The sequence below is a fragment of the Tabrizicola sp. genome (assembly GCF_041911175.1).
Taxonomy (GTDB): Bacteria; Pseudomonadota; Alphaproteobacteria; order Rhodobacterales; family Rhodobacteraceae; genus Tabrizicola.
The window spans coordinates 1-14347 of the sequence record NZ_JAYRPN010000159.1; the positions used below are offsets into that span (position 1 = coordinate 1).

Genomic DNA, 14347 nt, shown 5'->3' on the forward strand with positions numbered 1-14347 from the left:
GCTGTCAAACCTTGCCCTGACCCTCCGCCCGGCGCCGGGCGGCCCGCCGTCTTCGACGGGCCGCCGCAGCGTCATGGCCTGTCGGGCTTCGGAAACCGCGCCTTCACCCTGGCGACCATCGCCAGCCAGTCCTCCTTCTCCGCCTCGCCCCGCTGCCAACGGAAGAACTGCGGATCGGCCTCGGCCGCCAGCGCCTCGCGCAACGCCAGGTCGCGCGCCTCCAGCGCCGCCGCATAGCCCGCCTCCGCCTCGGCGGCGATCTCCTCGGGCGTCGGCGGCACCGGCTCGGGCACCACGCGCGCCACCCAGTTGCCCTTCGCCGTCCGGCGATGCCCGGCCAGGAACTCGATGCTCAGCCCTTCGACCGGCTCGCTCCCCTCGCGCGGGGCCGCCCCGATCCAGCCGGGAATGCCGTCTTTGGTGAACAGGACATGCAGCGTCATCTCAGAACTCCCTCCCGATCAGGATACCCATGCAGGCGATGCCCACAACCGAGGACACGCCCCCCACGCTCATGCGAACGTGCGGACCCAGGAGCGTCGTGACCGGCGGCAGGTTGGTGGTGATCGTCCCCGTCGCCTCGGCGGCGATGGTGTTGTCGGTCGTGTCATAGCGGATCACCCGGTAGCTGACCGACTGGGTCAGGCTGTTCGGGCTGAAAAGCTGCAGCTCGTAGACCTCGCCCCGGTCGACCGTCGGCACCGGGAAGCCCGACCCGAGATCGATCTTCGTCGCCGCCCCGGACAGGTCGTTGTGCATGATCTGGATGTTGGCGTCCGCCGCATCCCAGCCCATCCCGACGATGCCAGTGGTGGCGCCCGAGGGGTTCACGTCGGTCGGCACGTTGGTCGTGCCATCCAGCCCGCAGAACGCCCGGTGCGAAGCATTCGACACGCCCGTTGCCGGGGCCCAGACGAAGCGGGCGAGAAAACCGCCGGGGGCGTTCGCGTCCCGTCCGACCCTCACGGGACGGATGCTGCCCCCGTTGGGCCTGAGTGCCGCGATGGCCGTAGTCGACGCAGTTGTCACCAGAACGTCCAGCCGGGGCTTCATCGTGTGCAGGTTCGTGATCGCCGGGGCAGCACCACTGGCCGTCCCCGACGCCACCAAGTTGAGGCTGTTCTCGCCCACCAAGGTGTTCAGCCCCACGGCGGGCTGGAAGCGCTGCACGCTGAACTCGCCCAACTCGCTCTGGATCATCCTCACCTTGCCGTCCGGCCCCAGGAAGCCCAACCGCATCGGCCCCAGATAGTCGGTCCCGTACAACTTCACCCCACCCGCAGCCGGGGCGCCGGGCGCGGCAACTGCATTCAGCCGCAACTGCCCGCCTTCGATCTCGACATCCGCCGCCCCCGCGAAGACGCCCGCATTGTTGTACTGGACTTCGCCGCTCCCCCCACCGGGCGACCCGCCGCCACCCCCACCCGGCGAAGCCCAGGTTCCATCCGCCCGCAGGAAATTCGCCGTGCCGCCGCCCGAAGCCGGAGCCAACCCCTTCGCCGCCGCCCCGAAGACATCCAGAAGCGCCGTCGCCTGCGCGCCGGTCAGGTCCTCCGGGTCGCCCGTTCCCGCCGTCGCCCGCCCCTTGAGGGTGCCGGACGCCACGTCGGCCAGCTTCGCGTTCGTCACCGCATTCCCGGCAATCGTGGCCGCGAACGACCCCGTCCCCGACCCGGTCACATCCCCGGTCAGGGTGATCGTTTGGTCCCCGGTGTTGGTCCCGCTGATTGCATCCAGCTTGGCCTTGTCCGCCGCCGCCATGAACCCCGCAGCCGCACCCGTCGCCGCCGCGTGCAAGCCGCCCCCGGCCCGCGACCCATGCGCCGTGTCGTCGAACCGCGCCGCAGGCAGAACCCCCGCCGAAAGGTCCGCCGCCGATCCGCTCGTCGCCACCGCCGCCAGCCCGGTGATCGTGGCCGCGCCCTGCGTCCCGGTATGCGTCGCCCGGTCGCGCAGACTGGCGTCAGTGGCATTCGCCGTCGCCCCGTCCGCCACGTTCAGGATGCCCCGCGCCTGCGCCGCCGTCAGCACCTCCGGCGCACCCGTCCCGGCGCTGTCGCGGCCCAGGAAACTGTCGGTCGCCATATCCGCCAGCTTGCCCAGGCTGACCGCGCCCGCGTCGATGGTCCAGACCGCGCCCGAGCCGCTGACCGTTACGTCCCCCTTGTCGCCATCGCTGACGCCACCCCCGCCGCCGACCACCTGGGTCACCCCGGCCGACCGCACCTTCACCTCGCCAGTCGTCGTATTCAGCCACAGCGTCCCGTCCACCGGCGCGCCGGGGTCCGCCGCCTGCCCGCCCAGATGCAGCGGCTGCGGCAGCGTCACCTCCCCCGTCGCCGCCGCCGAAGTCAGCGCCACCGACCAGCTTGACCCATCCGCCGAAACCTTGACGCCGAAATCATCCGACCCCGCCGTCCCCATCTCGGCCCGCCCGCCGAAGCCGGTCTGGAACAGCAGGCTCGCCGTGTCCGAGGCCACCGCCTTGTTCAGCTTCAGCTGGTGCCCCGCGCCCGCATGATTCAACAGCGTCGCCGGAGACGACACCGCCAGCCGGTTCGTCGCATCCGGCGTGGCCGAGACCCCCAGCCGCCCCACCGTGAACGGCCCGTCCGACAGCGCGATCCAACCCAGCCCGTTGAAAAAAGCCATCTGGCTTTCCGCCATCACATAGGCCTGCCAGCCCGGCAGCGCCTGGGTGAACTGCCACCCGGCTTCGGTGAACAGCGCGATCCGCCCGGACTGCCCGACCCAGGGTCCCGTCGCCCCCGCCGCCACGATATGCCGGTCGCCAAGGGTCGGCAGTGGCGGAGGTGCGGTCAGCGTCCGGTTGATCACCGCCAGCTGCACCATCAGGTCCAGCTTCACCAGCGCCTCGTTATGGGTGACATGCTTCTGCGCCTGCGCCGGAAGGATCAGGGGCAGCGACAGGATCGTCGTATCGTCGGGCATCAGGAAACCTCCGCGGGAACGCCTTGGCCCGGGAAGCTAGGAAGAACCCCTCAACACCCGCTCACCAGCCCGCGCGCCGCCCCGTCGCCCGACGCAACACCCCTTGCAGTTGCTCCTTCCAAAATACTCCCGCCGGAGGCAGCGACGCCGCCACCCGCGTCACCGCCCGAAATCCGGGACCCCGGTCACAAATCATCCGCCACCACCAGCCCCACCCGGTCCCGCCGCGCCTCGGCCCAGGTATTCGCGCTGATCGCCAGGATGATCAGCCCGCCTCCCGCCATGACCCAGGGCTCCACCGGCTCGCCGAAGGCCAGGGCCCCCAGCATCGCCGCCCAGATCAGCTGCAGGAACGTCACCGGCTGCGTCACCGCCAGCGGCGCCGCCCGGAACGCCCGCGCCATCGCATAGTGCCCCAGCGTCGCCAGCCCCGCCACGCAGGCCAGCCAGCCCACCTGCTCCAGCCGCACCGGCTGCCACTGCATCATCGCCAGCGGCAACAGCCCCAGCGTCACCGTCACCGACAACACCCCCACGATGACCGAGGCCGGGGCCTCCCGGCTCAGCCGCTTGGCGATGATGTAGCTCATCGAAAAGAACACCGTCGCCCCAAGCTGCGACAGATGCCCCAGCGACAACTCCCGCACCCCCGGCCGCAGCACGATCAGCCCGCCCGCGACCGCCACCACGACCGCCGCGATCCGTCGCGCCCCCAACCCTTCGCCCAGCAGCAACCCGCCGATCACCAGCACCATCACCGGGCCAAGGAAGGCAATCGCCGCCATCTCCGCCACCGGCACCCGGGCCATCGCGTAGAACCACAGGATCACCGCGACGACATGCAAGGCCCCGCGCCCCAGGAACATCCGCCCCACCCCGGGCCGGAACTGCATCCCCCGCATCGCCCACAGCGCAGGCAGCAGGAACATGAGGCCAAAGCCGAACCGGATGAAGGCCGACTGCGCCGCCGGAAGTTCGGTCCCCAGATAGCGGACGATCCCGTTCACCCCGACAAAGGACAGCCCCGCCCCCATCATCCAGAGCGCGCCCTCCAGGGGCCGCCCCAGGTCGCTCGCCTGCACCACGCTCATGACCTCAGGCCCCGACCTCCGCACGGAAGTCCTCAAGCCGCCGCTTCTGCCGCCCTTCGGCGTCGAAATTCCCAGGCGAAAGCCAGCCCTCATAGGCCCGCCGCAACGCCGGCCATTCCTTGTCGATGATGGAGAACCAGGCCGTATCCCGGTTCAGCCCCTTCACCACCAGATGCTGCCGGAACACCCCTTCCGCCGTGAAGCCAAACCGCGCCGCCGCCCGTTTCGACGGCAGGTTGTCGTCGTTGCATTTCCACTCGAAGCGCCGGTAGCCCAGGTCGTCGAACACATGCCGCGCGAACAGGTACAAAGCCTCGGTCGCCGCCGCCTTCTGCGCCATCAGCGGCCCCCAGTAGATATTGCCGATCTCGATCACCCCGTTCGCGGCGTCGATCCGCATCAGCGTCTGCCGCCCCGCCACCTGACCCGAGGCCTTGTCGATCACCGCATAGAACAGCGGGTCCTGGCTTTCCGCCACCTTCCCGACCCAGGCGCGGAAACTCTCCCGGTCCGCAGGCGGGGTCTCATACAGCCAGCGGAACTTCTGCTCCGCCTCCGCCGTGGCCGAGGCCTCATACAGCCCCTCCGCATGCCGCGCGGGGTCCAGCCGCTCCAGCCGCACGAAGCGCCCCTCGATGACCGCCGCCGAGGGCCGCTCCCGCGCCGTCCAATGCCGCATGTCCTCAGCCATCTTCGATCCCCCGGTTGCTCCCGCGCGCCCTTGCTAGACCCGCGCTGCCCGCCCAGCGTATCGCCACCGGCCCTTCGCCGCTAGGTCCAGTCCTGCCCGGCCAAAGGTTAAGCATTCGTGAACGTCCGCAACCAACCGCTTGAAATCAAACGCCCCGAAATTCTGTCCACCGTGGACAGGCCTCACCCCCCAAGGGCCAGCCCCGCCGCGATGGCCCACATCGTGACCCCCACCCCCACCTCCAGCCAGACCCAGGCCGCAGGCCGTGCAAAGACCGGCGCCAGAAGCCGCGCCCCGAACCCCAGCGCCGTGAAGAAGCTGAGCGACCCGCAAGCCGCCGCCACCCCGAAAGCCAGCTGGTGCGGCGCATACTGGGCCGAGATCGACCCGATCAGCACCACCGTATCCAGATAGACATGCGGGTTGGCCCAGGTCAGCACCAGGCAGGTCAGCAGCACCTTGCCCAGGGGCGCCGCCCCGTTTTCGGTCGGCTGCAACGCCTCGCCCCCCCGCAGCGCCGCCCGGAACCGCAGCGCCCCGTAGACCAGCAGGAACACCACCCCCAGCCAGCGCATCGCCTCGCCGAACCACGGCACCGCCGCCGACAGCGACCCGAACCCCGCCACCCCCGCCGTGATCAGCACCGCATCCGACAAGGCGCAGACGGCCACCACCGGCCCGACATGCTCCCGCCGCAGCCCCTGCCGCAACACGAAGGCATTCTGCGCCCCGATCGCCAGGATCAGACTCAGCGCCACCAGATACCCGTTCACCGCCGCTTGAAACATCACCAACCCCTTACCTTCGCAATTGACGGCTACCGCGCCCGGCGACAACAATCCACTTAATCCTTTTCTCGCAACGTAAGCCACGCTAATGCTCGACCCTGCCCAGCTTGCCGCCCTTGCCGCCGTCCACCGCCGCGGGTCCTTCGACCTTGCGGCGACCGAGCTGCATGTCACCCCCTCGGCCGTCAGCCAACGGATCAAGGCGCTGGAAGAGGTCACCGGCACCCTTCTGATCCGCCGCGGCCAGCCCTGCGCCGCCACCGAAGCCGGCCTCCGCCTGATCCGCCACCATGACGAGATCGCGCTTCTGGAACGCAGCCTTGCCGCCGACCTTCCCGGCCTTGCGCCCGGCCCGGCCACCCTGCGCATTGCCGTCAACGCCGACAGCCTCGCCACCTGGGTCATCCCCGCCCTTGCCGCGACCTCGGGCTTCCTATTCGACCTTGTCATCGACGACCAGGATGTCAGCCAGGACTGGCTGCGACGTGGCGAGGTCGTGGCCGCCATCACTTCGCATCCCGGCCCCCTGCAAGGCTGCGACACGATCCCGCTTGGCCTCCTGCGCTACCGCGCCACCGCCTCTCCCGGCTTTGTCGCGCGCTGGTTTCCCGAGGGCGTCACCGCCCCGGCGCTGCTGGCCGCGCCGACCCTGACCTTCTCGGATCAGGACCAGTTGCAGGCCCGCTGGGCCGACCGCCATTGCAAACGGCGGCGCCAGGCCCTGCCCACGCACCGCATGGCCTCGTCGCAGGCCTTTGTCGACGCCTGTCTCGCCGGACTCGGCTGGGGCGTGAACCCCGAGCCGCTGGTCGCCCCGCATCTCGCCTCGGGCGCACTGGTCGAGTTGCTACCCGACACCGCGCTTGACGTGGAACTCTACTGGCAGTTCACCCGGCTTGCCGGACCCGTCCTCGCCCCGGTGACGGCCGCGATCAGGCAAAAGGCCGGCAGCACCCTGGTGCCACCGGCCTGAAATCTGTTCATTGTAGCGCGCGGCCTGCGCCAACCGCGATCAGAGTTGCGACGCGACCTCTTCGGGAACGTCGAAGTTGTGCGTCACGGTCTGCACGTCGTCGTCTTCCTCCAGAAGATCGACCAGCCGCATCAGCTTCTGCGCGGTGTCCAGATCGACCTCGGTCAGGGTCTGCGGCTTCCAGACCAGCTTCGATTCCGTCGACTCGCCCAGCGCCTTCTCCAGCGCGTCCGAGACTTCGGACAGGTTCTCGACCTTGCAATAGATCCAGTGTCCGTCCTCGTCCGATTCCACGTCATCGGCCCCGGCGTCCAGCGCCGCCATCATCACGTCGTCCGCCGACCCGGACGTGGCCGGATAGGAAATCTCGCCCACCCGATCAAACGAATGCGCGACCGAGCCGGTCGTCCCCAGGTTCCCGCCGCATTTGGTGAAATAGCTCCGCACGTTCGACGCGGTTCGGTTCAGGTTGTCGGTCATCGCCTCGACGATGATCGCGATGCCGTTCACGCCGTAGCCCTCATAGCGGATCTCGGTGTAGTCCGCCCCGTCGCCCATCTGCGATTTCTTGATCGCCCGGTCGATCACGTCCTTCGGCATCGACACCGCCTTCGCGGCCTTGATCGCCAGCCTGAGGCGCGGGTTCATGTCGGGGTCGGGCATCCCCATCTTCGCCGCGACGGTGATCTCCTTCGACAGCTTGGAAAACGCTTTCGAGCGCAGCTTGTCCTGCTTGCCCTTGCGATGCTGGATGTTCGCCCATTTCGAATGGCCTGCCATGATGGCCTCTACCTCGGTCCCATTTCGGTGATGGCGTCCTCTACACCCGAGCGCGGGAAAAGAGCAACCCCGCCCTCAAAGCGGCCAGATCAGCGGGATCAGCGCGCAAGCGACCAGCATGACGATGATGTTGAGCGGCAACCCCACCTTGGTGAAGTCGCTGAAGCGGTAGCCCCCCGGGCCGTAGACCATCATGTTGGTCTGGTAGCCCACCGGCGTCGCGAAGGCGAGCGTGGCCGAGAACATCACCGCCACCACGAAGGGCCGCGGGTCATAGCCCAGCCGGTGCGCCAGCTCGATGGCGACCGGCGTGTAGATCACCGCCACCGCGTTGTTCGACAGGAACTCGGTCAGCACCAGGCCGATGAAATAGACCGCCAGGATCAGCCAGAACGGGCCAAGCCCCGTAAGCCAGGGCGCGACGCCGTTGACGATCATGCCCACCGCGCCGGACTGGTCCAGCCCTTCGCCCACCGCCAGCATGGCGAAGATCATCGCCATCAGCCGCCCGTCGACGAAGGAAAACGCCTCGTCGCTGTCGACGCAATGCGTGATGAGAATCCCCGCCACCGCCAGCAGCGCCAGCGCCAGGATCGGCGCCTGGTCCAGCGCCGACAGCGTGACGATCAGCGCCAGCGCCGCCAGCGCGATCGGTGCCTTGGCGCGACGGTAGGCCATCACCCGGGGCCGGTTCACGTCGACCAGGTCCATGTCCGCCGCCAGCCGCTGGATATCCTCGATCGCGCCCTCCAGCAGCAGCGTGTCGCCCACCCGCACGATCAGGTCGTCCAGCTGCCGCCCGATGTTCTGGTTATGCCGGTGCGCCGCCAGCACATAGACCCCATAGCGCCGCCGCAGCCGCAGGTCGCCCAGTCGGTTGCCCTCCATCCTGCAGCCCGGCCCGATCAGCACCTCGACCGTCTCGGTCTTCACCGAAGAGAGCTTGTCCACCAGATGCACGTCCTTGCGGGCATGCAGCCCCATCAGCTCCGTCATCTCCGTCCGCAGCACCACCCGGTCCCCGGCCTCCAGCGTCACCGCCGACAGGTCCCGCCGCAGGGAGGCATCTCCGCGCAGCACGTCGATCACCCGCACCCCGTCCGGCTTGAAGATGTCGATGTCCAGCACCGGCTGGCCGATGAGCGTGCTGTCCTCGGGCACCGCGACCTCGGTGAAGAACTTCATCTTCCGCCGGTCGTTCAGGAGCACCCCCATCGACTGCCGGTCCGGCAAGAGCCGGTTGCCGAACAGCGCCAGGAACGTGCCCCCCGCCAGCGTGACGGCAATCCCCAGGGGCGCGATCTCGAACAGGCTGAAATGCGCCAGCCCCTCCTTCACCGCCACCCCGTCGACCAGGATGTTGGTCGAGGTGCCGATCAGCGTGATCATGCCCCCGAGCACCGTCATGTAGCTGAGCGGGATCAGCAGTTTGGACGGCGCCACCCCGATCCGGATCGCCAGTTGTATCACCACCGGGATCATCACCGCGACCAGCGGCGTGTTGTTCATGAAGGCCGAGGCCACGGCAATCGACCCGATCAGCACCACCACCGTCGCCTTCGGCCGATCCCCCGCATGCCGCGTGACGGCGCCCACCATAGCCTCCACCGCCCCGGTCCGCACCAGCCCGCCCATCACCAGGAACATCATCGCGATGGTCCAGGGCGCGGGGTTCGCCAGCACCGCGGTCGCCTCCTTCACTGGCAGGATGCCCAGCACCAGCATCAGCGCCGCCCCGCCGATGGCCGTCACCTCGACCGGGGTCCGCTCCAGCACGAACAGGACGAACATCACCGCCAGGATCGCCAGCGCGACGAAGGGTGCGGCCTCCGCGGGAATCGAGATACCGAACATCAGGCCTCCATCACCTTCGCCGCACGCCCGCGCGGCTGCACCAGCGCCACGCCCGCCAGCATCACTGCCAGCGCCAGCCAGACCAGGGGCGAGGGCCGCTCTCCCAGAAGAACCATCGCCCAGACCATCCCCGCCCCCGTGACCAGATAGCTCGACTGCGAGGCGAAGACCGACCCCGCCGTCGCCGCCAGCCAGACATAGGTGGCATAGAGGAGCGCATGCAGCGCCGAGGACAGCGCGAGCGCCAGATCATCCCGGCCTAACGGCAGCGGCGAATAGCCCTGCCCCGTGACCAGCATCACCGGCAGGCACAGGACCAGCCCGGTCAGGCTCGCCCCCAGCATCGCCTGCAGCGCGTCCATGCCCTGCGTGCCCCGATACGCGACGAATGTCGCCTCGGAGGCGTAGAACAGCGGCCCGACCAGCGCCAGCGGCAGGAACCTGGCCATCTCCGCATCCGGCAGCGCCGCCCCGGGCGCCGCCAGCAGCGCCACGCCCAGAAGGCCCAGCGCCAGCCCCGCCAGCCGCAGGGCCGAGAAACGGTCCATCCCCAGGGCCAGCGCCATCGGGAAGGCCAGCATCGGCACCGTCGCGATGATGATCGACATGATCCCCGCCGGCAGATGCGCGACCGAGACATAGAAGGTTCCGTTCGGGATCAGCGTGCCCAGCACCGCCACGATCACATAGAACCGCAAGGCCGGGGCCGTCAGCAGCATTCCCTTTCGGCGCACCAGCGCAATCGCACCCAGCACCGCAACCATCACCACCTGTTGCCAGAAGATCAGCCCGAAGGCCCCGTGCCCCGTCCCGGTCGCGATCTTCCCCAAGGGATGCGTCGATCCCCAGCCGACGCCAAGCCAGACCAGCACGCCCACGAAGAACCACCGCCCCGGTTGCCAGACGCCTGCCTTGCCGCCTTCGCCCGCCGCCTGCGCCAGGCGCCTCCCCTCCCCCCCGTGGGGAGGGGCCGGGGGTGGGGGGCCAGCCGCAGGAACTGCCATCAGATCGACACGCGATCCGTCCGGCGTCACGGCAGCGACTCCTGCAGCTTCCCGCCGACCCGGATCATCCGCACCCGCGATGCCAGCCCCGTCCGGTCATCCGTCTCGACATAGACCCCCGACAGCGTCGCCTCGCCATTCGCCGGCTCGAACCGCCCCTTGGCCATGCCGGTCAGGAAGCGGCGCAAGGGCTCCAGCTTCTCCATCCCGATGACGCTGTCATAATCGCCGCACATCCCCGCGTCCGACTGATAGGCCGTGCCCTTGCCCAGGATCATCGTGTCGCTGGTCGGCACATGGGTATGCGTGCCGACCACCAGCGAAGCCATCCCGTCGCACCAATGCCCCATGCCCATCTTCTCGGACGTAGCTTCCGCATGGAAATCCACGATCGCCGCCTGCACCACGCCCCCCAGCGTATGCGCCTTCAACACGCTCTCCAGCGCGCTGAACGGGTCATCGAAGGGCCGCTTCATGAACACCTGCCCCAGCGCCTGCGTCACCAGAACCTTGCGCCCCTGAGTCGCCTCGAACACCCGGAACCCCTTGCCCGGCGCGACCTTGGAGAAGTTCAGCGGCCGCACGATCCGCGGCTCCTGCTCGATGAAGCTCAGCATGTCCTTCTGGTCGAAGGCATGGTCGCCCAGCGTCAGGCAATCCGCCCCAGCGGCAAGCAGCTCCCTGGCATGGTCCCCGGTGATCCCCGCTCCCTGGCTCGCATTCTCGCCGTTGACCACGACGAAATCCAACCCCCAGGCCGACCGGAGCCCCGGCAGCCGCTCGATCACCGCCGCCCGGCCCGACCGGCCCACGACATCGCCAAGGAAAAGCAGTCTCATGCGCCCCGATTAGGCGGGCGGTCGCGTTCCGGCAAGCAGTTTGGCGGCTTCACGGGAAGAAATTTCTCCGAAAAATCCGCTCTCCCCCGATTTGCACCGCTCACCGGGAAAACCGCCCGCCATGAAGAATTTTCGCCGAAAATTCTTCGCCCCCTCCGGTACCCGAGCGCCCTTCGCCCCTGGCGATTCGCCATCAAAGGTCAGCCCTGTCGCCCCACCCCGTTCCCCAAACCCTCACGCCGCAGTATCTCTTCCTTCATGACGACGCTCCCCCCCGCCCTCTCCACCTGGTTCGCCGCAAAGGGCTGGACCCTCCACCCCCACCAGCAGGACATGCTGGCCCGGTCAAACGACCCCGCCACCCTCCTCATCGCCCCGACCGGAGGCGGCAAGACCCTGGCAGGCTTCCTGCCCACCCTCGCCGAGCTTGGCGAGAATCCGCCCCCCGGCCTTCACACTCTCTACATCTCCCCCCTCAAGGCGCTCACCGCCGACATCCGCCGCAACCTAGGGCTGCCCATCGAGGGCGCGGGCCTTCAAATCCGCGTCGAGGACCGCACCGGCGACACCTCCTACACCCAACGCCGCCGCCAGCGCGCCGACCCGCCGCACATCCTCTTGACCACGCCCGAATCCCTCGCCCTCCTCCTCTCCTACGAGGACGCCCCCCGCATCTTCGCCGGGCTGCAACGGGTTATCATCGACGAACTCCACGCCGTCGCCGAATCCAAACGCGGCGACCAGCTCACCCTGCAACTCGCCCGCCTGCAGTCCCTCAACCCGAACCTCCGCCGCATCGGCCTCTCCGCCACCGTGGAGAACCCGCCCGCCCTCGCCCGCTTCCTCGCGCCCCAAACCGCGATCCGCGAAGCCGACCCCGGCCCCGATCCCGACATCTCGATGCTGGAAACCGAGGCCCCGCCCCCCTGGTCCGGCGGCGGCGGGCGCTATGCCATCCCCGCGATCCTGAACGAAGTGGCCCGTCACAGGACGACCCTCATCTTCCACAACACCCGCGCCCAGTGCGAAATCTTCTTCCACGACCTCTGGCTTGCCAACACCGAAGACCTCCCCATCGGCATCCACCACGGCTCCCTCTCCCGCGAACAGCGCGAACGGGTGGAAAAAGCCATGACCGACGGGGTCTTACGGGCCGTCGTCTGCACCGGCTCGCTCGACCTCGGCATCGACTGGGGCGACGTCGACCTCGTCATCCAGGTCGGCGCCCCGAAGAACGTCAAGCGCCTCGTCCAGCGCATCGGCCGCGCCAACCACCGCTACAACGCCCCGTCGAAGGCCCTCCTCGTCCCCGCCAACCGCTTCGAGGTGGTGGAATGCCAGGCCGCCCTCGACGCCGTCCGCGCCCATACGCTCGACGGCGAACCGCGCGGCCCCGGCCCGAAGGATGTCCTCTGCCAGCACATCCTCGCCACCGCCTGCGCCGGCCCCTTCGACGCCGAAGCCCTCTACGCCGAAGTCACCACCGCCGGTCCCTATGCCCTTCTCACCAAAGCGGAATTCGACGCCTGCCTCGACTTCGCGGCCACCGGCGGCTACGCCCTCAAAGCCTATGACCGCTGGCAGCGGCTCAAATTCACCCACGGCAAATGGCACCTCCGCGACCCCCGCGCCGCCGCCCTCATCCGCCAGAACCTTGGCACGATCATCGACACCGAAACCCTGAAAGTCCGCCTCCGGGGCCATGCCACCCCCTTGGGCGAGGTCGAGGAGGCCTTCGCCGCCTCCCTCACCCCCGGCGACACCTTCCTGATCGGCGGACAGGTCGTCCGCTACGAATCCTTGCGCGAAATGACGGTGGAAGTCTCCCGCAGCCCCGGCCGCGACCCCAAGGTCGCCGTCTTTTCGGGGACGAAATTCGCCACCTCCACCCTGCTTACCGACCGCATCCTAGAAATCTTCCAGCACGGCAGCTGGCCCGACCTCCCCGCCCACACCGCCTGGTGGCTGGCGAAACAGCGCGAGGTCTCCCGCCTCCCCGACCCTGCCTCCCTCCTCCTCGAATCCTTCCCCCACGACGGCCGGGAACACCTCGTCGTCTACGGTTTCGCAGGCCGGAACGCCCAGCAGACCCTCGGTCTCCTCCTGACGAAACAGATGGAATCCCAAGGCCTTGCTCCCCTCGGCTTCGTCGCCACCGACTACGCCACCCTGATCTGGGGCCTCGACCCCGTCACCGACCCCAAACCGCTCTTCGACATCGAAACCCTGCGCGACGGCCTCGACACCTGGCTCTCCGGCAACGCGGTGATGAAGCGCACCTTCCGCAACACCGCGATCATCTCCGGCCTGATCGAGCGCAGCCACCAGGGCCGCCGCAAGACCGGACGGCAGGCGACCTTCTCCTCCGACATCCTCTATGACACGCTGCGCCGCTACGACCCCGACCACCTGCTCCTCAGGATCACCCGCGAGGAGGCGCTCCGCGGCCTGATCGACTTCTCCCGCATCGAGCAGCTCCTCGCCCGCGTCGGCCCGAACATCAACCTCATCCGCCTCGACCGCGTCACCCCCCTCGCCGCGCCCCTCTTCTTCGAGCCAAGCCGCGTCCCCGTCGAAGGCGCGGGCCGCGACCGCCTCGCCGCCGCCCAGGCGCAAGCCCTGATGGAAGCCGCAGGCCTCGCCTGACCCTTTCATCTTTGCCAAAATATCCCCGCCGGAGGCTCTACCCTTGCCACACGCGCATCGCCGGGGCATTCACCCCAACATGCACCACAAGCTCTTCTTCCACGGCGAGACCCTGCACCTCCTGCCCTCCGGCGGCCTCTACTGGCCCGCACGGAACACCCTCGCCGTCTCCGACCTGCATCTCGGCAAGTCCGAACGCCTCGCCCGCCGGGGCGGCACGCTGCTGCCCCCCTACGAGACGCAGGCCACGCTGGAAAAACTCGACCGCGACCTGGAAGCCACCGGCGCGACCACGGTCATCTGCCTCGGCGACAGCTTCGACGACCTCGCGGCGCTGGACGGGATCGAGGAAGCCTCCCGCCTCTGGCTGATCCGCCTGATGGCCGGGCGCGGCTGGACCTGGATCACCGGCAACCACGACCCCGGCCCCATCGACCTCGGCGGCACGCACCGGGCAGACCTCAAGCTCCTGCCCTTCACCTTCCGCCACATCGCCGAGCCGCAGGAACGGGCCGAAATCTCAGGCCACTACCACCCCAAGGCCAGCCTTGCCGGTCGGTCGCGGCCGTGCTTCCTCGCCGATGCCCAACGCCTGATCCTGCCCGCCTACGGCACCTACACCGGCGGCCTTCGCGCGCATGACGCCAGTCTCACCGCCCTGATGGCAAAGGACGCGCTGGCCATCCTCACCGGCCCGCGCGTCCTTGCGATCCCGATGCCGCGCTAACC

The 14347-nt window shown here is 68.8% G+C and carries 12 protein-coding genes; 3 read left to right on the forward strand and 9 right to left on the reverse strand.

All coding sequences use genetic code 11. The annotated features are described in order from the left end of the window. Positions 1 to 71: 71 nt before the first annotated feature. From ACE3P6_RS21440 to ACE3P6_RS21460, 5 genes are all read right to left on the reverse strand, one after another. A complete protein-coding gene (locus ACE3P6_RS21440) occupies positions 72 to 443 on the reverse strand; it encodes a hypothetical protein (protein ID WP_374398506.1) in 372 nt (123 codons plus the stop codon). Between the two features lies 1 nt (position 444). Continuing rightward, a complete protein-coding gene (locus tag ACE3P6_RS21445) occupies positions 445 to 2952 on the reverse strand; it encodes a DUF2793 domain-containing protein (RefSeq protein WP_374398508.1) in 2508 nt (835 codons plus the stop codon). 185 nt (positions 2953 to 3137) lie between these two features. Then, positions 3138 to 4043, reverse strand: a complete 906-nt coding sequence (locus ACE3P6_RS21450; RefSeq protein WP_374398510.1) for a DMT family transporter — start codon at positions 4041 to 4043, stop codon at positions 3138 to 3140. A gap of 4 nt (positions 4044 to 4047) precedes the next feature. After that, complete coding sequence (locus tag ACE3P6_RS21455) at positions 4048 to 4734, reverse strand: GNAT family N-acetyltransferase (RefSeq protein WP_374398512.1); 687 nt, start codon at positions 4732 to 4734, stop codon at positions 4048 to 4050. A gap of 182 nt (positions 4735 to 4916) precedes the next feature. Beyond that, complete coding sequence (locus ACE3P6_RS21460) at positions 4917 to 5522, reverse strand: LysE/ArgO family amino acid transporter (protein WP_374398514.1); 606 nt, start codon at positions 5520 to 5522, stop codon at positions 4917 to 4919. An 88-nt stretch (positions 5523 to 5610) separates the two neighbouring features. Between ACE3P6_RS21460 and ACE3P6_RS21465 the strand changes: the two genes are divergently transcribed. Next, positions 5611 to 6495, forward strand: a complete 885-nt coding sequence (locus ACE3P6_RS21465; protein ID WP_374398516.1) for a LysR family transcriptional regulator ArgP — start codon at positions 5611 to 5613, stop codon at positions 6493 to 6495. A gap of 39 nt (positions 6496 to 6534) precedes the next feature. Here the strand turns inward: ACE3P6_RS21465 and ACE3P6_RS21470 are convergent, their stop codons facing one another. From ACE3P6_RS21470 to ACE3P6_RS21485, 4 genes are all read right to left on the reverse strand, one after another. Then, positions 6535 to 7275: a YebC/PmpR family DNA-binding transcriptional regulator gene (locus tag ACE3P6_RS21470; RefSeq protein WP_374398518.1), complete on the reverse strand. Its 741-nt coding sequence runs from the start codon at positions 7273 to 7275 to the stop codon at positions 6535 to 6537. 75 nt (positions 7276 to 7350) lie between these two features. Further along, complete coding sequence (locus tag ACE3P6_RS21475; protein WP_374398519.1) at positions 7351 to 9129, reverse strand: SLC13 family permease; 1779 nt, start codon at positions 9127 to 9129, stop codon at positions 7351 to 7353. Continuing rightward, entirely contained in the window at positions 9129 to 10163 is a 1035-nt protein-coding gene (locus ACE3P6_RS21480; RefSeq protein ID WP_374398521.1) for a DMT family transporter, read from the reverse strand. The genes ACE3P6_RS21475 and ACE3P6_RS21480 overlap by 1 nt, the downstream gene beginning before the upstream one ends. Continuing rightward, positions 10160 to 10972 (reverse strand): YmdB family metallophosphoesterase, encoded by an 813-nt coding sequence (locus ACE3P6_RS21485; protein ID WP_374398523.1) that lies wholly within the window; start codon positions 10970 to 10972, stop codon positions 10160 to 10162. Before ACE3P6_RS21485 ends, ACE3P6_RS21480 begins: the two co-directional genes overlap by 4 nt. Positions 10973 to 11230: 258 nt before the next feature. On the opposite strand from ACE3P6_RS21485, the gene ACE3P6_RS21490 reads away from it, so the two are divergent. Beyond that, on the forward strand, positions 11231 to 13618 hold the full coding sequence (locus ACE3P6_RS21490) for a ligase-associated DNA damage response DEXH box helicase (protein WP_374398525.1): 2388 nt from the start codon (positions 11231 to 11233) through the stop codon (positions 13616 to 13618). Positions 13619 to 13697: 79 nt separating this feature from the next. Continuing rightward, positions 13698 to 14345, forward strand: coding sequence for a ligase-associated DNA damage response endonuclease PdeM (gene pdeM / locus ACE3P6_RS21495; RefSeq protein WP_374398527.1), 648 nt, complete (start codon positions 13698 to 13700; stop codon positions 14343 to 14345). Positions 14346 to 14347 lie beyond the last annotated feature (2 nt).